This window comes from Thermoanaerobaculia bacterium (assembly GCA_018057705.1).
Lineage (GTDB): Bacteria > Acidobacteriota > Thermoanaerobaculia > Multivoradales > JAGPDF01 > JAGPDF01.
The window spans coordinates 1-19,220 of record JAGPDF010000051.1 but is presented as its reverse complement, the minus strand read 5'-3'; the positions used below and the strand labels follow the sequence as shown (position 1 = coordinate 19,220).

The window sequence follows — 19,220 nt, the reverse complement described above, 5'->3', positions numbered from 1 at the left end:
GCATCTGCTCGAACAGTCAGGGTGGCGAGACGTGCGGGTCATCAAGCCTCGACAGTTCGTCGACGAGTTCCTGGAGAGATTGTAGATCTCCAGTCCTCAGACCGCCTTCAAGGGTTCGAATCCCATCCGCTCCCCCGTTTCGTTTCCATCGCACAGACTCCGGCCTCGGACGACCGCCGGTCATGGCGGCGATCTACTTGAGGTCCCCTGCTTACGGCGGTCGAGCTCGCGCTCGAACTCCGCGAAGCGTGCGGCGTGGTCCTCGGCTGCGCTCCAACGCCGGATCCGTGCGAGATCGACATCGTTGCGAAAAGCAATTTCGACCGCGACGGCGAGGCTTTGGCGATCCGACCAGTGGAAGAACGCCGCGAGGCGGTCGCGGCAGGAATCCGTCGGCGAGAGCGCCAGCGTCTCTCGGTGCGACGATTTCAGCGACACCGGCCGAACGTCGAGATCGGCGCCCACGCCGAGGGGGCCGCGGGGAAACTCGACCCAGAAGGGCGACTCGGAATGCACGTAGCGGTTTCCCCTCCGAGAGAAACCGAGACTCGCCATCACGGCATCGAGAGTCGAAAGGGTGACGCGCCCTTCGAGAACGAAGTCGACGTCCTGGGATGAATAGAGTCCTCCCGAGTAGATCCCGGCGCAAGCTCCTCCGGTCAGGACGGCCCGGATCCCGCGCCCGGCGAGGGCGTCGCCGACCGTGACGGCCACCGTTTCGAGCGCCGTGGTCGCGTCGATTCTCAAATCGGCTTCCCCGCCGCACGAGGCCGCCGGCGGAGCCGAGCCACCGCGGCCCGCAGCTCGGGCTCCGCCTCCGAGAGCCGCGCAAGATAGGCCTCGAGCTCCTTCAGCGCGAAGTACCCGGGATCGAGCTGGACCTGGCGGGTCCTGCCAACGAGTCGACCGGCGACGAGCCCGTCGCGCTCGAGGCTGGCGAGCGCCTGCCGAACTCCGGACACAGGCGCGGGCAGCAGACGCGCGAGCTCGCGCGCAAAGCTGGTTTGAAGCAGGCTCAGCGCCACCAGCACGCGTGTCCGCGTACACCCACCGAACGGGCTCGATTCCATGAGCTTCATTGGTGCTCATATGAGCGCTTTTCCTGCCCTATGTCAAGCCCCGCAGGAAAGCACCTCAGCCGAGTCGACCGTGGCTCGCCTCTTGCTCGAGGGTTCGAATCCCTTCCGCTCCACCATTTCTAAATCAATTCCAGGCAAGCACTTACGCTTGGAACCAAACGACACGGCGCGAGCCTCACCGGGCGATAGCCCACGCAGTTTCAGCGAGTTGGGCGGTGTTCGAAATTCTACTGGCTGTGCGCGAACTTCATGCGCCGACCTTCCCTCGCCCCTGACGCGACGATTGTGGCCGTTCGCGCTCCTGTTTCTCGGGCTGAAGTTGCGGCCATAGGCACCCTCTTAGACCAGACCCAGCGCCCGGCAGATCTCTTCGACGGTCGTACCAGCTTCGGCCTGCCGAAGCGCCATTGCGATCTGCTCCTCCGTGAAGCGACTCTTCCTCCTCTGCCCGTCCTCCTGGCTCCCTCCGGAGCGCAGTGAACGAGCCGAAATCTACCTCGATTACGAGAGCCCTACTGGATCAGGATTCGGGGAGAGGAGCCGACCTCGCCAGCCCTGACCGTGCCCAGACCGCAAGCGTGCGGCCGCTCTCGTAGGCATGTGCTATGAATTTCTCCTGCGGAGGTGACCGATGGGTCGAGCAATCGGCTTAACCATTATTCTGCTGGGCGTAGGACTTGTCGCTAGCTACGAACTTGCCGGCGCAGCATCCGATAGCCGATCTCAGTCCGCAGAGCCTTCTCGCGACTCGATTCTCTTGGAACCGGATAAGGAACTTCTGAGGGTGCAGTACAGTGGCTCGTCGAGCGGGGAGATTCGTACTTACTCCCTTCTTGGCGACGGGCGACTACCCGTCCTTCTCTCCAGCTATGCGTCGGACACTCCACGCCTGCTATATACCGCGCAGGTGCCTCTCGAGGATGTTGATGCGATAGTCGACGTCGTACTGAGGTCAGAGCTCTACAAGCTCGATCGAGAGCGGGTGAGGTCAAAACACGTTACCGAGCCGAGACTGGGCCCACCTATCGAGGACTCAGGTTCTGTGGAGTTCACAATTCACCTTTCGCTCTACCCAGGTACAGGTCCTGGTGGCCAGGATGAACTTGACCACACGTTCATGCTCACTGTCAGCGACATGTCGACGAATCGCTATCCGAGCATTGAGGAATATGCAGCGCTAAGAGAAATAGTCAAAAAGATCCGGGCTGCGGAAATGCGCTTGCGAACCGAGGCGGTGATTCCGTGAATCGCCTGCCTACGATTGTGCTCGGAATCGCGGGAGTTCTCTCATCCAATCTGGTCTTCGCCGGTACGTTCTTGAGAACTGTCAAGTGCTCCCTGGCTGACGGATGCGAACCCGGTCATCCTGAGGATCATCCGACCTTCATTATCAACGATGACGGCATTGTCTACCCCTCAACGTATAACCCCAATGGCTCTACGAATGTGAGGGTCTGCGTTGATCCTGACTTTGGCGGCCGTCTGCCAGAGATGGTTGAGTGGGCTGCAGCGAAATGGAGCGCTCTAGTTCCGACGACGGAGAATTGCTTTTCCTGCGAGCAGTATGAGGTTCCGCCTCCGACGGTGGGGACTTTCAACGCGGCGAGCACAGTCTTGCATGAGTTGGGTCACTGCGCGATGGGCCTCGGGCACACGACTATCATCATCCGTCCTCCCCTCCCACTGACGCCTCCCCCGCCACGCCAGTACATGTCTTGGACGATTTCCTACGGAGCATCGCGTCAGCTCATGTTCGACGGGGCCGACGAGATCCGCGGATCGAAGGACGATTTTCAAGACGCCGTGGACCCTGATGTAGTAACCAATACCTTCTGGTATCGGATCGCGGATAACAATCCCGCCATCGTCGATGCAACTGTCATCAGCTCCGCCACGTACACCTATTCGCTGAGCAACCTTTCGACCTCTGGGAGTACATGGCCCGCTAACGCGAACTACGGAGTCACGACCTACCCGCTCGGCCTAGGATACCCAGGTACGGTCGCTACGATGGAGACCCCATCCAGAAGAGGCCAGGTTCGATTTGATCTCTCCGCAGATGACGTGAACATGGTGAAGATGTCGAGGACCGGAGAGAATCGAGTTGTTGGAGGATCGCCAACCAACGACGATCATGCCATTCAGATCGAGATTGTTCCGTGCACGGAGTCCTACGACCTAAGAGTACTAGTCCTCGAAACACAGGATCCCAGCGCCCTAGGAGAGTGCAGCGTCGCAATCCATTTACTTCATCTCTTCGACCCGCCTGTTTCCGCACAAGCCTACAGACTAACGTCACCTGCAATCGTAAGAATAAATCCGCTCCAGGATTGGAACCTGAAGATCCCCGTGTTCTGGAATGGATTCGAGGCAGGGAATACGGCGAGGTGGTCTGCCACCGAACCCTAGCAGGCTGCTGAGAAACGGTCGTTGTCAGTGATTGGCACGGCAGCGGGTGACGTCTTGTCGAAAAAGAAGCTTCCAGTAAGGGGATTCAGCCCGTGGCGTCGGTGCTTGCGACCCTCGGCGTGGAGCACTTCCGCCTCGTCGAGGGGTTCAAGTTCCGGCTTCCAGGGGCTGCAATCGACTCAGTCGCAACAGATTGTAGGCAGCAGCGGCGAGTCGAGCAGCGAGCTGCGTCCTTTCGAGGCCTCTGACCCGACTTCGTTTTATTCCGCCGAAGCTCTTGAGCCAGCCGAAGATGGTCTCGATTCTGCGCCTGACGATCTGGCTGGCTCGATGGCCTCCATGCCGAAGGGTGCGTTGGTCGATCGCCGATTTCCTTCTGGAGCGGTGGATATTCGGCGCGACTTGCGGCGTGACGCCGGCAGCGCGGCACGCTTGCACAAAGTCCGTCGCGTCGTAGCCATTGTCTCCGCCCACCGTCTTGCGCCGTCCTCCGCCAATTCTCGCCACGAGCGCCGCACCCTCGCGCCGCTCAGTGAATCCGTCTGCCTGGCCGAGCAGGATGTCCATCAGGAAACCGTTGCGATTCTCCATCAGCACGTGACTCACGTAAGACAGCTTCGCCTCGCGGCCAGGCCCCTTACGGGCCAGCCTCGATTCCGGATCAGTCATCGAAGCATGCGTTTCATTGCTGCGCTTTTCGCCGCGAAAGTCGTTCCATCCATTCGAGTCACCACCGGGAGGACCGTCCTTCGGGCGGAAGTCCACCGAGGCGGGATCTCGTTTCAATTGACTTCGCGCTCGCCGCGACCACTGGCGCGGACCCCAGAGACAGCCTCGTCGTGTTTGCCCATCTTGTCGACGGCCGTTGGCTGCTTTCGTGACCCACCGGCACGGGGCCGGAGATTCACTAGGGTGAGCCATCGAATCCTGTGCTGACCACCTTCAGGGCATGGACTTCCTTCGAGCGCCGAGACGTCGCGCGATGTGCGTCGGCGAGGGCTTGAGCACCAGCCCCGTCCCTGAGCTCTCGAGCCTCACCTCCGGGTAGTAGTCGATGACGCTCTTGAGGTAGCCGAGGAACCGCTTCTTGAAGTGTCGGGGGTTGGCGTAGCCGCACCCGAACTGGAGCGCCAGCGAGGCCCATGGGATGGTGACCGGCCTCCGCAGCCGGAAGAAGCGCCAGGTCAGCCAGACGTAGATGTCGATCTCGAACGGCGACCGCAGGGCGCGCAGGACCCGCAAGTCCAGTGGGACCGGCGCTTCAGTTGCCTCCCGATAGAAGCGGTCCGAAAGGACGACGTGAGATCCCCATGCGGCCTCGTCCTTCCCTGGCCGGGAATCCCACCAGAGCTCCCGCTTCTCGGCAATCAGGAAGCCATCGCCAGCATGTCTCCCCTGGCTCTCGTCGTGGAAGATGCACTGGAAGGTCGAGGCGAAGAGACGCTGGAGTTGGTCGCGGAGCAGCGGCAAGGAGCCACGCGGTCCCGTGGTCGGCGGGATCCCGAGGGCAGCACAGAAGTGCGAGAAGTGGCCGCCGAGCTCGATGTCCGGGCTCTTGCGGCGCACCGCCTCGGTCGTGAGGTAGGCGAGAACCAGGCGTGGATACCGGCCGTACGGCAGCCCGACGTCTTTCGGGGCGAGGATGGACAGGGTGAAGTGTCCGTTCCGCCGGACGAACTCGTTGGCGTTCGGATCGCTGTGCGGAAGGGTCGCCTGCACGAGCGCCCGAGCCAGGAAGCCAACCTCGCCGGCGGCGTAGGCGTCTTCCTGGTCGAGGTAGAGCGCCTGCCGGATCAGGCTGCCGGCGCGCCGGGCCTTGCGGGATCCGATCTCAACAGCTGTCGAATGAAACTGTGACGCCGGGGCGCCAGGGAGGACCAACGAGAGCTGCGGGGTCGCGGACTTCCAAGCGGTCTTTCCAGCCATATTGCCCCTCCGCTCCGCTGCCTTGCAGCGGATGCCAGAGAGGGACGCCGGTCCCGGCGAGGCGCCCTGCCGGGCTCCTCCGGGGACGGCGTACGGAACCCGGAGACAGGCCTTTCACCGGCATGGAGCTCATGCCGCCTGCCTCATTGCCGCGACCTCCCGAAGCCAGAAAATCAGGGTGTTCGAACTTCCTGGGGTGTTCGAACTCAGAGTGATTTGGTCCACCATTTTCGAATCTCACTCTGCTGCAAAGATTGACGCCTTCGGGCTCCTGGACCGACGGAGCCGCCTTCCGGCGCAACGCTTCTCGGAGCTTCAACGGGTTGAGAGAGTTCGAATCTCCGGGCCAGGTCGGGTCATGCGCTCCTTCGGGCGCGCACCGCCTCCGGCCAGGGTTTGATGCGGGCGAGAGTCTTGGCCAGCGTTGCGCGGACCTTCTCGCGGTCGAAGTCGGCCTGGAGGCCGATCCAGAATCCGTCGGACATCGCGAAGAAGCGCGACAGGCGAAGTCCGGTGTCGGGCGTAATCGCGCGGGCGCCAGCAACGATCTCGCCGATGCGGCGCTGCGGAACACCGATCTCCTTGGCGAGGCGGTATTGCGTGATTCCCATCGGCTTCAGGAACTCTTCGAGGAGAATCTCGCCGGGAGAGGGATAGGGAACCTTTCGCATTGTTCGCTCCTTCAGTGATAGTCCACGATCTCGACGTCCTCCGGACCCACGTCGGTCCAGCGAAAGCAGACGCGATACTGGTCGTTCACGCGGATGCTGTGCTGCCCCGCACGCTGGCCCCGCAACGCCTCGAGCCGGTTCCCGGGTGGCACTCGCAGATCGCCGAAGCGACCGGCCTGATTCAACATTGCCAGCTTGCGCATGGCCACCGCTTCGATCGCGACGAATCTCGCGACCCGGGTGCCGCCGAACATCGCTTCGGTGTCGCGGCATCGATACGACCGGATCACGTCACGATAGTAACGCGCGGCGTTAGTACTGTCAAGGCGCCCTGCGCCCGCCGCGCGCGGCTCGTGGCGCAGGACGATGGGCGGGCATGAAGCCCGTGGACGGCAAACGCGCCGTCGCCAGCGTGGGCACCTCTCGGTGAGGGTCGTCCTCGACGCGCACGTGTGCGGCCCGCTACGGTCCGCTTGCGCCCCTGCGTGGCCATGTAGTTGAATGCCCGGCGCGGACTCCGGCCATGGCGAACTTTCGGCGGCATCGAGGATGAGCGGCGGGACCATGCACGCGATCGTGCGGCGGCGGTATGGCACGCCCGACGTGCTGTCGTACGAGGAGATCCCCCGCCCGGTCGCCGGCGAACACGAGGTGCTGGTCCGGGTGTGCGCGGCCGGAGCGAGCATCGGTGACCACCATGTCGTCACCGGGAAGCCCTACGTGATCCGCCCCGCAGTCGGCGGCCTCCTCCGGCCCGCACACCAAGTCCCGGGCTCGGCCATGGCCGGGCGCGTCGAAGCGGCCGGCGCCAAGGTCACCACGCTTTCGCCTGGCGACGAGGTGTTCGGCGAGACCACCGCCGGCGCGTTCGCGGAATACGTCGTCGTCCGCGCGGACCGGCTCGTGCCGAAGCCCGGCAATCTGTCGTTCGAGGAGGCCGCCGCCACGCCCTGGGCCGTCACCCCCTTGCAGGCGCTGCGCGACGCCGGCGGGGTGAAGGCGGGTCACCGCGTGCTGATCCACGGAGCGTCCGGCGGTGTGGGCAGTTGGGGTGTCCAGATCGCCAAGGCGTTCGGCGCCCAGGTGACCGCGGTCTGCAGCACGCGCAACGTCGAGCGCATGCGCGCCCTCGGCGCCGACGAGGTGATCGACTACACGACGACCGACTTCGTCACCGGCGGACCGCGCTTCGATGTGATGCTGGACGCCGTCGGCGCTCGCTCCCTCTCGGACTGCCGGCGCGTGCTCGTCCCGACCGGGACGTTCGTTTCGACGTCCGGTGGCAAGTCCGGCCTGCGCTGGCTCCGGCGGCTGGCGGCCATGATGCTGCTCTCGAGCGTCTCGACCCGGAAACTGAAGCCCTTCATTGTCGCGCTCAACCGGAGAGACCTGCTGGTCCTGAAAAAGCTGGTCGAGACCGGCAAGATCCGTCCGTCGATCGACCGCCGCTACGCGCTCCGCGACACGGCCGACGCGCTGCGGTACGTGGGCGAAGGACACGCGCAGGGACAGACCGTCATCCAGGTGTAGCGCCGGCCTTCACAAGGTCTGCGGGAGCGCTCCGCCGCGCGCCGGGATCGCGCCGCGAAGCAGCAGGATGGCGAGGAGCATCCCGAGCGCGACGTCGATCGAGCCGCAGAACGCCGGCCAAAAGAGCGGCATGCCCGGGTTCGCGATCAGGCGCGGGTGCACCACCCAGTCGAAGATGCCGTGACCGGCGATGCCGCCCGCAGCCCACCACAAGCTGGTACGGAACCCGACGATCGCGATGACGACGAACACCGTCGCCGCCATCAACTCGCCCGGCAGTGCCGGCGCTCCGCCCATGGTCGCGAACAGGACGTAGTAGGCCGCAATCACGATGAGCGTGACCGGATAGAGCGCGCGGTCGCGGTCGAGGCCCGAAAGCCGCCCCAGCCCGACGACGGCCAGCGCGAGAGCGATGCCGATGAGCACCGGTAGGGTGAACATTTGGCAGAAGTTACCATGCGGTCGACACCCGCGAGGGCATAGGGTCCGGCAGCGATCGGGTTCCTAACCTTGCATTTCTGGAGCTGCGCTCCATAATTGCACGCATGATCCCGCGCCGAGAGCTGTCCGCAGCGTGAGCTCGGCCGTGCCCATCGTCTAGACTTCGCCCTTGCACCCTCCTGCGCTTCGAGCTCGATGCCTGCCCAAGCCGCGACCCTCAGGAGAGTCGCCGGCAGCCGCCATGACTCCGACAGCTCGCTACCCGGCCTCGCGATCGAGGTTCTCCGCGCGAGCGGTGGGCGCGGTGGCGCTCGTTCTCGCCGCGGCGGGCTGCGGCACGAAGCAGGTCGAGCCGGCGGCCGGAGCCGCGGCACCGACTGCGGAAGAGTCGGCCGCCGCGCGGGCGGAGCGGCCGAACCTCGTCCTCTATGTCGTCGACACGCTCCGCGCCGACCACCTCGGTTGCTACGGCTACGACCGGCCGACTTCGCCGCGGCTCGACGCCTTCGCGCGCGAGGGCGTCCGCTTCGCCGAGGCGCGGGCGCAGAGCTCGTGGACGAAGCCGGCGATGGCGACGATCCTCACCGGCCTCCACCCGGTCACGCACGGCGCGGAGCGGCGTGCCCAGGGGATCGCTCCCGAGGCGCGGACCCTCGCCGAGCGCCTCTCCGAGGCGGGCTACGACACCGCGATGTTCACGACCAACCCTACGGTGGTCGAGAAGTTCGGCTTCGGACGCGGTTTCGACCGCTTCGAGTACGTGCACCAGCTCCAGGGGCGGAAGCGCCGCAGCGTCCGATCCGCGGAGATGCACCGGGCGGCGACCGCCTGGCTCGACGGGCGCGCCGCGCCGGAGCGCCCGTTCTTCCTGGTCGTCCACACTCTCGATCCTCACGATCCGTATCGGCCGGAAGAGCCGTACCGCAGCCGCTTCGCCCCCGGTGTCGACGTCGCCTCGGCCTGCTGCTTCCGCGGCGAGCGGCTCGGCGAGCTTTCTGCGGAGGAGGCGGCGATCCGGCGGCGCGATTCGATGGCGCTCTACGACGGCGAGATCGCCGCGAACGACGCGAGCTTCGGCCGCCTGGTGGACGATCTGCGCGCCCGGCGCCTTCTCGACCGCTCGGCGGTCGTCTTCACCTCCGACCACGGTGAGGAGTTCCACGAGCACGGCGGCTGGCGGCACGCCGAGTCGCTGTTCGAGGAGGTGCTGCGGGTGCCGCTGGTCTTGCGGCTGCCAGGTGGCACATCGTCGGGTGTGACCGTGGTGGATCCGGCCGACCAGATCGACATCGCTCCGACGCTCCTCGATCTCGCCTCCATCCCGGCGCCGCCGGAGCTCCCGGGGGTGAGCCTTCTGCCGGTGATCGGCGGCGGCGCAGCACCGCCGGGCGAGTCGCTCGCCTGGCTCCGACACCCGGCGTTCGACGTCGTGGCGATCCGCGACGGCAACTGGAAGTGGCTGCGGCACGAAGGGGCGCTGCGCGAGGTGACCGGCGAGGTCGGCGGGGTCGCCGGGGCCGGCGAGGCCGCGGAGGCGCTCTACGACCTCGAGGCCGACCCCGGCGAGCGCCGGAACCTGCTCGAGGCCGAGCCCGCCCGCCGCCGCGCGCTCGCGCTTCGGGTGAAGGAGGCGCGTGCCCGCCTCGCCCGCCGCCAGGCCGCTGGCGAGGTCGAGATCGACCCCGCGCTCGACGCCGAGCTGCGTGCCCTCGGCTACCTGCGGTAGGCGGCGGCAAGACGCCCCGTTCAGGTCTTCGCGCGCCCCTGAGCCAGGGCCTCTACCAGCGGTCGGTGTCCCCGCCTTCGAACCCATCACAGAAGACGCAGCCGAAGCGCTGCGCCTGGATGCTCGAGTAGCTCGAATCCGTGCCGACCGAGCCGACGCTCGTCCACGCGACCACGAAGTCGCCGGCGCCGGCCGAGGCCACCACCGGAAGCTCCTGGATGCCCGTCGTGAAGCTGTTGACCTGCGCTTCGCCTCCCACTGGAAGGCCGCTCGCGGCGAAGCGCCGTCCGTGGATGCTCGCATCGTCCGAATCGGTGCCACCCGAGCCCAGGCTCTGCCAGACGACGACGAAGTTGCCCGTGCTATCCGCAGCCAACGACGGATAGCGCTGGGCACTCGTCGTGTAGGTATTGACCTGGAACTGCGCGCCGAGCGCGGCTCCGTCGGCGGCATAGCGTTGCGCCTGGATGCTGAAGCTGCTGGTGTCCGAGCCGCTCGAGCCGAAGCTGTCCCAGGCGACGACGAAGTTGCCCTCGCCGTCCGCTGCCGCCGCCGGGTAGCGCTGTCCGCTCGTCGTATAGCTGTTGACCTGGAACTGCCCGCCGAGCGCCGAGCCGTTGGCAGCGTAGAGACGCCCCTGGATGCTCGCGCTGTCGCCGTCCGTGCCGACCGAGCCGTAGCTGTTCCAGACGACGACGAAGTTGCCGGCGTCGTCCACGGCTACCTGCGGATTGAGCTGCCCGCCTGTCGTGTAGGTATTGACCTGGAACTGCGCGCCCAGCGCGGCACCGTTGGCGGCGAAGCGCTGCGCCTGAATGCTCGTGCCGCTCGTGTCCGTGCCGGTCGATCCGGTGCTCTCCCAGGCGACGACGTAGTTCCCCGCGCTGTCCGCGGCCACCGCCGGGAACTCCTGCTCGAGCGTCGTGAAGCTGTTGACCTGGGCTTGGGCGCCGGTGGCGATGCCGTTGGAAAGATAGCGCTGCGCCTGGATGCTGGCGTCGCTCGTGTCCGTCCCGCTCGAACCGAGGCTCGACCAGACGACGACGAAAGCGCCGTCGCTGGCGGCGGCGAGCGCTGGAAAACGCTGGGTGCTCGTGGTGTAGGTGTTGACCTGGATCTGTCCGCCGAGTGCGGTACCGTCGGCGGCCCAGCGCCGCGCATGGACGCTCGCGTTGCTCGAGTCCGTCCCGGTCGAGCCGAAACTCGTCCAGACGATCACGAAGTTGCCCGCGCTGTCCGCAGCGACCGCCGGATGGTACTGAATGCCCGTCGTGTAGCTGTTGACCTGGAACTGCCCGCCGAGGGGCGACAACTGCGCGCGGGCCGGCGCCGCGCCAGCGAGCGCCAGCACGCAGAGCAGTGTGAACGCGGCGAGCACCGCGAGGCGGCCGAGACGGGGGGCGGCAGCGTCGGGTCGAGTCGAGCGCATGGGGAGATTCATGCCCCTGGAATCGGGATCCGGCAACGAAAGACGACATCCTGCCTGCTCAGGGCACGATCGCAGAACAGCTCGCCGGGACGTCCTCCTCGAAACCGCGGGCGAAGAGGAAGGCGGGGTCGAAAGCACGCGTGACGTAGACGCTGGACGAAGTGAGGCAGGGTCGCGGCCAGCACCCGTGCGGGGCAGGTCAGGCGCCCTTCGGAAGTGCGAACTCTCGGCGCAAAGGGTGCCGGATCTGCCCTCTGAATCTGGGGAAATCAGGTTCGGCCGTGCCTCGCTTGGCTACCGATCGGGCGGGCTTGGGGCCCCGGCCGTTCGCGGCTAGAATGGCGGGCCACTACCAATTGGGGGCCGTGCGATGTCTCTGTTCGCGAAGTTCAATCTCATCCTGCTCGCGGTGTTCACGGCGGCGCTTGTTCCGGCCACGTTTTTCGCGCGCAGCGCGATGGAGAGAAACGCTCAGCAACAGGTTCTGGAGAACGCCGGGATCCTGATGCAGACGGCTCTGGCGACCCGCACCTACACGAGCAAGCAGATCAGTCCGCTGCTCAAGCCGATGCTGGCAGAGAACTTCATCCCGCAGTCGGTCCCGGCCTATTCGGCGACCGAGATCTTCAACTACGTTCGCGAGAGCCATCCCGAATACTCCTACAAGGAGGCGACGCTCAACCCCACCAACCCGCGCGACCGCGCGGTCGATTGGGAGGCTGACGTGATCCATGCCTTTCGAGACAACGCCGAATTGAAGGAGATCGTCGGCCAGCGCGACGGCGCCCTCGGGCGCTCGCTCTACCTTGGACGCCCGATCCGGATCACCGACCCGGCCTGCCTCTCCTGCCATACCAGTCCCGAAACCTCGCCCGCCTCCGTCGTTCGGATGTACGGCCCCAACGCCGGCTTCGGCTGGAAGCTCAACGAGGTGATCGGCGCGCAGATCGTCTCGGTGCCGACGTCGGTCCCGATGGCGACGGCCCGGTTGGCGTTTCGCACGCTGCTCGTCTCGCTGGTCGGGATCTTCCTGTTGATCATGCTGATCCTCAATCTGCTCCTCTGGGCGGTCGTCATCCGGCCTCTGCGTCGCCTGTCGGCAATGGCCGACAGGGTGAGCACCGGCGACTTCGACACTCCGGAAGTGGCGATTGCCGGACGCGACGAGGTGGCGGTGCTCGCGAGCTCGTTCCAGCGGATGCGCATCAGCCTCGCCAAAGCCATGAGCATGCTCGAGGAATCCTGATTCGGTGAGCGCAAGCCCGCACGACCCGCTCGCACCGGGAAGCTGGTTCGGCGACTACCAGATTCTCGACCTCCTCGGGGTGGGGGGGATGGGAAACGTCTACCGGGCGAGAGAGAAGATGCTGGACAGACTGGTCGCCCTGAAGACGCTCTCGCCGGAACTCGGCTACGAACCGAGCTTCGTGGAGCGCTTCCTCAAGGAGGCACGCGCCGTAGCTCGTCTCAATCATCCGAACATCGTGCAGGTTTTCGCTTTCGGCGCCGTCCAGGACGTCTACTACCTGGCGATGGAACTGCTCGACGGCCTTTCCCTCGGGCACTACCTGAAGGCCAATGGGCGCTGGAGCGAGAATGAAGCGATCACGATCGTGCGCTACATCTGTCGCGCACTCTCCGTCGCGCACGCCCAGGGCCTCGTGCACCGCGACATCAAACCCGACAACGTCATCCTGACCCGCTTGGGGGAAGTGAAGCTCGTCGACCTCGGAATCGCCAAGCAGATGGGCGAAGAGACTTCGATGACCCAGACCGGAACGGCGATCGGGACGCCGAACTACATCGCACCGGAGCAGGTCCTGGGCCAGCGCGATATCGATGGACGCGCCGACATCTATTCGCTGGGCGCGACGCTCTACCACTTGCTGACGGGACGCGTTCCTTTCCAGGGTTCGTCCGGCCCGCACGTGATGTCGATGCATCTCGTGGAGCCGTTCCCCGATCCGCGCAACTTCGAGCCGTCGATCTCGGAAGGTTGCTGCCTCGTGCTGCGCAAGATGATGGCGCGCGACCGCGACGAGCGCTACCCGGATGTCACGAGCCTCGACATCGACCTCTACCGCCTCCAGACGGGCGCCGCCCCGGAGGCGCAGGAGCCGACAGCGACGCTGGTGTCGAGCGAGTTCCAGCTGCCGAGCTTCGGGGGTGGGCAGGCGTCGCGTTCCGGCGCGGCTGCCGAAGGGGCGAGAACCTCGGCCACCCCGGCGACCTTCGACTCGGGAATCCTCCGGCGCATCGAGGAGCACCTTTCGGCGCAGATCGGCCCGATGGCGAAAGTGCTCGTGCGTCGCACGGCATCGACCTCGCCGTCGCTCACCGTGCTCTGCGACGAGCTCGCGAAGCAGGTTCCGCCCGGACCGGGCCGCGAGAGCTTCCGCGCCCGATGCATGGCGGGTGGCGGCGCCATTTCGACGGTCTCCGCGCCGGTGTCGAACGCCCTGAGCGGGGCTGGGACGAAATCGCAGGGGCCGCTCCAGGACGAGGCGCTCGCGCGGGTCGAAGCCGAGCTCGCGCGGCGAATCGGACCGCTGGCGCGCGTGCTGGTGCGGCGGAACCGGCACGCCCGCAGCCTTGGCGACCTGGTGGCCCTCCTCGAGATGAACATCCCCGACGAACAGGGCCGCGCCGCCTTCCGGCGAGCTCTCCTCGGCGCCTGAGCTTCGGCGCGGCCGACCTCCATCCCCGCCTGTCTGAAGTGAAGGCCTGAAGGTCGTCTACCGGAGCGCTGCGGTGGCTCCAAGGGCATCCGCTCGGGCGATCTTGTGTCTCAACTGCCGGGCTTGATGAGGTCCGCCTTGAAAGTGACTTCGATCTGCACGGACATTTCGGGGTCCGTCGACCGCAAGCTGCCCTCGAGCGGCTTCGTTCCGCCACCGGAGACCTTTGCTTCGAGGCCGAATTTCCGCGTCGCGAGATACTGGCCGCTGTCGCCAGCGCTGTGGGCATTGATGTAGACCCGCACGTCGTCGACGAAGACCTTGGCGTGCGTTACCGCGTTGACGGGTGCAAAGTTGAGCAGCGTCGTCAGGGGATCCGGTGAGGCGACGACGCTCGCGAGGTCGATCGGTGCCTCGGTCAACAGCACGAGCGTATAGGGCTTGCCCTCGTGGTCGGTCAACGCGATGGCATTGGCAACCTTCAAGGGTACGGTCTTCCCGGCCAGGCTGAGTTGGCCCTGCGCCTTCCCGGCAGAGGCTGGTGAAGCGGGCGTCTGGGCGAAGGCTCCGGTCGAAGCGCTGACGACGAGGAGGGCTGCGAGGGCGAAGCAAAGCGGGGAACGGTCGAGGGCGTTTTCGGGCATGGCGGACTCCTTTCGAGAGTGGTCCCGTTCAAGGGAACGGGAAATCGCGGCCCAGGGCGACAAGTCGGTGCAGAGGGCGGGCGGTCCACTGTCAGGAGGGGGCACCCTGGACGCCGGCGGATGGAAAGGGTAGTTGTTACTCAGGTCGCGCCAGAAACTCCAGTAGTTAGTGCTCTTGGCGGTCGGCGGGGGCAAGGGCTACCTTGTGCTGGTGCGAGTGGCCGCGGTGTCGCCCGGCAGCCGCGGCGCCCGCGCGGTGCCAGCAGTGGCGGTTTCGAAGCTCTCCGGAACCTCCGAAGTCGTTCCGTCTTCGAGCTCTTGCAGACCCTGGAAGCGGGTCAGATCTGCCTCGGGACTAGAACCTGAGGAGGGCGGGACCATGAACTCTTCGAACACGGTACCGCTCCCCTCGAGCCGATTCCGAAGCCTTACGACCGTGGCTCGAAGGCGGACGGACGAGCGACCTTCCAGATGAGTGAAAGGAGCTCCTTGCCGTGATCCGGCACACCACGTTCTGGTTGGTTGCACTCGCGAGCCTGATCACCGCGATCGTGGTGTTCTTGGCGATGAGTCTCGGACGCTCCGACAAGACCGTCTCGCGCCGTCTGACGCATCGCTTCGCCGTCACCGATCCGCAGTTCCACCGCGAGATGTCCGTGATGCTCGGCCCGACGATCACTCAGGGCAATCAGGTGACTGCGCTTCAGAACGGGGCGGAGATCTTTCCGGCGATGCTCGCCGCCATCCGATCGGCCCGCCACTCGGTCACCTTCGAGACCTACATCTACTGGTCCGGCGCGATCGGCAAGGAGTTCTCGGCGGCGCTCGCGGAACGCGCCCGCGCGGGGGTTCCGGTGCACGTCACGATCGACTGGGCGGGCAGCGTGAAGCTGGATCAGGCCCTGGTGGACGAGATGACGACGGCTGGCGTGGAGATCGAACGCTATCGACCGCTGCGCTGGTACAACCTCGGGCGATTCAACAATCGGACGCACCGAAAACTGCTGATCGTGGACGGACGCATTGCGTTCACCGGTGGCGTCGGCATCGCCGACCAGTGGGGCGGGCAGGCCGAGGACCCGGAGCACTGGCGAGACTCGCACTTCCGCGTCGACGGCCCCGTCGTGGCGCACTTCCAGGCCGCGTTCAACGACAACTGGATGAAGATGACCGGCCGGGTGCTGCGCGGTCCGGCGTACTTTCCCGAGCTTCAGCCGTCCGGCACGATGCAGGCGCAATTGTTCATCGCCTCCCCAGCGGGCGGCAGCGAGAGCATGCACCTCATGTATCTGATGGCGGTGGCCTCCGCCGCCACGACCATCGATCTCGCGGCGGCCTACTTCGTCCCGGACGAGCTGCTGATCGAGGCTCTGATCGAAGCGCGGCGCCGCGGCGTGCGCGTGCGGGTCCTCCTGCCGGGGCCGCACATCGACTCGGAGACCGTACGCATCGCGTCGAAAAGCGAGTGGGGGCCGCTCCTGCGCGAGGGGGTGGAGATCCATCTCTACCAGCCGACGATGATGCACACGAAGATGCTCGTCGTCGACACCGCGCTCGTCTCGGTGGGTTCGACGAACTTCGACTATCGCTCGTTCCGGCTCAACGACGAAGCCAGTCTCAATGTGTTCGACGTTCCCTTCGCCGAGCAGATGACCTCCGTGTTCGAGCTCGACCTCCGCGACGCGACCGCTTTCACCTACGCGATGTGGCGGGACCGGCCGCTCCGGGAACGGATCGCCGAAACACTCATTCTGCCCATCAAGTCGCACCTTTGAGTGTGTCGGTCCGCGACGCCACGACTCCATCACCCCATGCCCCCATGACCCAATGACTCGATGACCCGATGACCCGATGAAGCGCACCCTCGATCTGCGTACCGGGCGCCCGGTCTGGATGGCCTACCGCGCGCCCTCCGTGTCCTGCTCGCGCCTCCGGCGCGATGCGCGCACAGATGTGCTCGTGGTCGGCATGGGGGTGAGCGGCGCGATGGTCGCCGAGTCGCTGACGGAGGCTGGGTTCCGGGTGATCGTGCTCGACCGGCGCGGTCCTCTGCTCGGGTCGACGCCGGCCTCCACGGCGCTCGTGCAACATGAGATCGATATGCCCCTGACGCGGCTGACCCGCAGCCTCGGCCGCGGGCGCTCGGAGCAGGCCTGGCGACGCTCGCGTCTCGCGGTCGCGAATCTCTCGGCGCGGATCGACGAGCTCGGCATCTCCTGCGGCAAGGTCGAACGGAGCTCACTCCTGCTCGCCGGCAACGACCTCGGGGCGAGCGGACTTCGCGCCGAGGCCGAGGCACGACGCGCCGCCGGGCTCTACGCCGAGTACCTCACGCGCGGAGGACTGCGGGAGCGCTTCGGTATCGCCCGCGCCGGGGCCATCTTGAGCCCCGGGAATCTCGCGCTCGACCCGCGGCAGCTCACCGCCGGCCTCCTGTTGCGCGCCATCGAGGGCGGCGCCCGATGCCACGCTCCGGCGAAGGCCACCGCCATCGAAGTAGGTCGCGACCGCGTGACGGTTGCGACCGCGGACGGACCGGTCGTCTCGGCCGCCCACGTCGTCCTCGCGACCGGCTACGAACTGACGGACCTCGTCCCCGCGACGGCGCACGCGGTGATCTCGACCTGGGCGATCGCCACGCGCCCGCAGCCGCGCGCGCTGTGGCCGGAAGAGACGCTGATCTGGGAGTCCTCGGACCCCTACCTCTACCTGCGCACGACCGGTGACGGCCGCATCCTCTGCGGCGGCGAGGACGAGGAGTTCGCCGACGATCAGGCGCGTGACGCCCTGATCCCGGCGAAGAGCGCGCGACTTCAGGCGAAGCTCGCGCGCCTCTTCCCGTCGGTCGACGCGCGGCCCGAGTTTGCCTGGACCGGGGCGTTCGGCACGACGCGCACGGGGCTGCCGTTCATCGGCAAGCTCCCTCAGAAACCACGCGTGCACGCCGTGATGGGCTACGGCGGCAACGGGATCACCTTCTCGCGCATCGCCGCCGAGATCGTGCGCGCCAACCTCACCGGCGCGACCGACGCGGACGCCGCGCTCTTCGAGTTCGAAACATGATCGGCCGCCGAGGATCGCCGAACCCAGCCGCGATCACGCGCGCCGACATCCGCCGCCTCCGCGCCGCGCCGCCTGCGGTCGTCCTCCGCCAGCACATTCCGAAGAGGCTCCTCAGACAGAACGAGCGCTACTTCCGCGGTGCCGTCGGCACCAGCGGCATGCGCGAGCTGGACGTCGCGCTGGTCGAGCTGCTCACCGGGCAGCACCGGCTCGAAGCCGAATTCCCCCAGTACGAGGGTTCGGCCCCCCGGCTGGAAGTCTGGGTACGCAACGACCGTTAGGGATCAGCCCAATAGCTGGAATCGAAGGGAGCCTCATGGACTCGGCACGCGATCAGGCGCAATCGGTGGCGGACTACAGCCTCACCTTTGGTGGGTTTCAGGTTTCGGTCGGCGGGCTGATCGGCGCCGCCCTCTCGCTCGTCGCGGTCTGGGTGCTCGCGCTGCTGATGCGCCGCTCGCTCGCACAGCGCGCGGCGTCGCGCGAGGCCGCCGGCCGGGCCGCCTTCTACACCCTGTCGCGACTCGCCTCCTATGCTCTCTACGGCATCGGATTCATGATCGCGCTGGGCTTTCTCGGGATCGAGACCAGCCGCTTCGCAATGCTGGCGGGTGCCATCGGAGTGGGCCTCGGGTTCGGACTGCAGGCGATCTTCAGCAACTTCGTCTCGGGGATCATCCTGCTCTTCGAGCGCTCCTTGCGGGTGGGCGACTTCGTAGAGCTTTCTTCGGGCCTGCACGGCGAGGTCCGTGACATCAATATCCGTTCGACGCTGATCTCGACCAACGACAACGTCGACATCCTGGTACCGAACTCGGAGTTCGTCACCGGCCGGGTGGTGAACTGGACCCTCAGCGATCTTTCCCGGCGTATCCGCATTCCGTTCGGGATCGCTTACGGCAGCGATAAGGAGCTGGTCAAGAAGGCGGCCCTCGAAGCTGCCGCCGAGGTTCCTTTCACTCTCGCCCAGGATGGGCCGCGCCGCCCACGAGTGTGGCTGGTGGGCTTTGGCGACAGCAGTCTCAACTTCGAGCTGGTGGTGTGGCTCACCCCGGAAGCGACCAAACGCCCGAGTGCAGTGAAAGCTGCGTACTTCTGGGCACTCGAAACGGCTCTCCGCAGCCACGGTCTGGAGGTGCCGTTTCCGCAACGCGACCTGCACCTGCGTTCGGTCTTTGGTCTCGACCAGGAGGCGGCGCGGGTCTGGGTGCGCAGCCAGGCCCAGGATCCGGACCTGGCTGCCGTGGATCCACCCGCCCCCCTGGCTCCGATCCCAGGCCGACCGCACGAGCCGCCGCGAGACCCGGCGCGGAGATCGCGAGCTGCCGCGGAGGTGGCCGATCTGGACGCCGACGAACGAGCGCGCCTCGCGTCCAACGACGCCCTCGAGGAGGTCGATCCTCCGGGCCGCGAGGAGACGGCGCGCCAGGAATCCGACAAGCCAGCGGGCCCCGACAGCGGGCCGGGAGGCCCCCGCTGACGCGCACCTGGGTGCGCTGAGGTCGCCTCGCCGCGCGCCGTCGACCTTCCCCCACAGGCCTGTCCTCCTCCCCAAGGAAACGCGGTACTAGAGAACAGGGAACCTGCCAAGGAGATCGCAATGTCTCAACCGCTCGTTCGTCGT

At 66.4% G+C, this 19,220-nt stretch carries 19 protein-coding genes and 1 pseudogene; 10 read left to right on the top strand and 10 right to left on the bottom strand.

The features are described from left to right. Positions 1-180: 180 nt before the first annotated feature. The 3 genes from KBI44_14805 to KBI44_14795 form a co-directional block, all read right to left on the bottom strand. The gene (locus KBI44_14805; GenBank protein ID MBP9145751.1) at positions 181-747 is read right to left on the bottom strand and encodes a hypothetical protein; all 567 of its coding nucleotides are present in this window, start codon (positions 745-747) and stop codon (positions 181-183) included. Beyond that, positions 744-1,079, bottom strand: a complete 336-nt coding sequence (locus KBI44_14800; protein MBP9145750.1) for a winged helix-turn-helix transcriptional regulator — start codon at positions 1,077-1,079, stop codon at positions 744-746. Before KBI44_14800 ends, KBI44_14805 begins: the two co-directional genes overlap by 4 nt. 339 nt (positions 1,080-1,418) lie before the next feature. After that, the gene (locus KBI44_14795) at positions 1,419-1,571 is read right to left on the bottom strand and encodes a transposase (protein ID MBP9145749.1); all 153 of its coding nucleotides are present in this window, start codon (positions 1,569-1,571) and stop codon (positions 1,419-1,421) included. Between the two features lie 139 nt (positions 1,572-1,710). Here KBI44_14795 and KBI44_14790 point away from each other — a divergent pair, with 139 nt between their 5' ends. Then, positions 1,711-2,325, top strand: coding sequence for a hypothetical protein (locus KBI44_14790; protein ID MBP9145748.1), 615 nt, complete (start codon positions 1,711-1,713; stop codon positions 2,323-2,325). After that, the gene (locus KBI44_14785; GenBank protein MBP9145747.1) at positions 2,322-3,488 is read left to right on the top strand and encodes a hypothetical protein; all 1,167 of its coding nucleotides are present in this window, start codon (positions 2,322-2,324) and stop codon (positions 3,486-3,488) included. The genes KBI44_14790 and KBI44_14785 overlap by 4 nt, the downstream gene beginning before the upstream one ends. A 147-nt stretch (positions 3,489-3,635) precedes the next feature. On the opposite strand, the gene KBI44_14780 is transcribed toward KBI44_14785, so the two are convergent. The 4 genes from KBI44_14780 to KBI44_14765 form a co-directional block, all read right to left on the bottom strand. Further along, the gene (locus KBI44_14780; protein ID MBP9145746.1) at positions 3,636-4,274 is read right to left on the bottom strand and encodes a transposase; all 639 of its coding nucleotides are present in this window, start codon (positions 4,272-4,274) and stop codon (positions 3,636-3,638) included. Between the two features lie 156 nt (positions 4,275-4,430). Beyond that, positions 4,431-5,414, bottom strand: a complete 984-nt coding sequence (locus KBI44_14775; GenBank protein ID MBP9145745.1) for a pirin — start codon at positions 5,412-5,414, stop codon at positions 4,431-4,433. A gap of 356 nt (positions 5,415-5,770) precedes the next feature. Further along, complete coding sequence (locus KBI44_14770; GenBank protein ID MBP9145744.1) at positions 5,771-6,085, bottom strand: HigA family addiction module antidote protein; 315 nt, start codon at positions 6,083-6,085, stop codon at positions 5,771-5,773. Positions 6,086-6,096: 11 nt separating this feature from the next. Then, positions 6,097-6,375 carry a type II toxin-antitoxin system RelE/ParE family toxin gene (locus KBI44_14765; protein MBP9145743.1) on the bottom strand — a complete coding sequence of 93 codons (279 nt, stop codon included), beginning with the start codon at positions 6,373-6,375 and terminating at the stop codon, positions 6,097-6,099. Positions 6,376-6,649: 274 nt separating this feature from the next. Here KBI44_14765 and KBI44_14760 point away from each other — a divergent pair, with 274 nt between their 5' ends. After that, on the top strand, positions 6,650-7,615 hold the full coding sequence (locus tag KBI44_14760) for an NAD(P)-dependent alcohol dehydrogenase (protein ID MBP9145742.1): 966 nt from the start codon (positions 6,650-6,652) through the stop codon (positions 7,613-7,615). A 9-nt stretch (positions 7,616-7,624) separates the two neighbouring features. On the opposite strand, the gene KBI44_14755 is transcribed toward KBI44_14760, so the two are convergent. Continuing rightward, the gene (locus KBI44_14755) at positions 7,625-8,041 is read right to left on the bottom strand and encodes a hypothetical protein (protein ID MBP9145741.1); all 417 of its coding nucleotides are present in this window, start codon (positions 8,039-8,041) and stop codon (positions 7,625-7,627) included. A 256-nt stretch (positions 8,042-8,297) separates the two neighbouring features. Between KBI44_14755 and KBI44_14750 the strand changes: the two genes are divergently transcribed. Beyond that, entirely contained in the window at positions 8,298-9,782 is a 1,485-nt protein-coding gene (locus tag KBI44_14750) for a sulfatase (protein ID MBP9145740.1), read from the top strand. Between the two features lie 52 nt (positions 9,783-9,834). On the opposite strand, the gene KBI44_14745 is transcribed toward KBI44_14750, so the two are convergent. Then, positions 9,835-11,211 (bottom strand): hypothetical protein, encoded by a 1,377-nt coding sequence (locus KBI44_14745; GenBank protein ID MBP9145739.1) that lies wholly within the window; start codon positions 11,209-11,211, stop codon positions 9,835-9,837. A 370-nt stretch (positions 11,212-11,581) separates the two neighbouring features. Here KBI44_14745 and KBI44_14740 point away from each other — a divergent pair, with 370 nt between their 5' ends. Together KBI44_14740 and KBI44_14735 are read left to right on the top strand one after the other, a co-directional pair. Beyond that, on the top strand, positions 11,582-12,457 hold the full coding sequence (locus tag KBI44_14740) for a DUF3365 domain-containing protein (GenBank protein ID MBP9145738.1): 876 nt from the start codon (positions 11,582-11,584) through the stop codon (positions 12,455-12,457). Positions 12,458-12,461: 4 nt separating this feature from the next. Continuing rightward, positions 12,462-13,889, top strand: coding sequence for a serine/threonine protein kinase (locus tag KBI44_14735; protein ID MBP9145737.1), 1,428 nt, complete (start codon positions 12,462-12,464; stop codon positions 13,887-13,889). A 110-nt stretch (positions 13,890-13,999) separates the two neighbouring features. Here KBI44_14735 and KBI44_14730 read toward each other — a convergent pair whose 3' ends face one another. Then, a complete protein-coding gene (locus tag KBI44_14730; GenBank protein MBP9145736.1) occupies positions 14,000-14,533 on the bottom strand; it encodes a hypothetical protein in 534 nt (177 codons plus the stop codon). Positions 14,534-15,099: 566 nt separating this feature from the next. On the opposite strand from KBI44_14730, the gene KBI44_14725 reads away from it, so the two are divergent. From KBI44_14725 to KBI44_14710, 4 genes and pseudogenes are all read left to right on the top strand, one after another. Next, on the top strand, positions 15,100-16,308 hold the full coding sequence (locus KBI44_14725; protein MBP9145735.1) for a cardiolipin synthase B: 1,209 nt from the start codon (positions 15,100-15,102) through the stop codon (positions 16,306-16,308). Positions 16,309-16,384: 76 nt separating this feature from the next. Beyond that, positions 16,385-17,596 carry an FAD-binding oxidoreductase gene (locus tag KBI44_14720; protein ID MBP9145734.1) on the top strand — a complete coding sequence of 404 codons (1,212 nt, stop codon included), beginning with the start codon at positions 16,385-16,387 and terminating at the stop codon, positions 17,594-17,596. Beyond that, complete coding sequence (locus tag KBI44_14715) at positions 17,593-17,877, top strand: hypothetical protein (GenBank protein ID MBP9145733.1); 285 nt, start codon at positions 17,593-17,595, stop codon at positions 17,875-17,877. The genes KBI44_14720 and KBI44_14715 overlap by 4 nt, the downstream gene beginning before the upstream one ends. Before the next feature lie 35 nt (positions 17,878-17,912). After that, a pseudogene (locus KBI44_14710) lies at positions 17,913-18,767 on the top strand (mechanosensitive ion channel). The last annotated feature ends 453 nt before the right edge of the window (positions 18,768-19,220 follow it).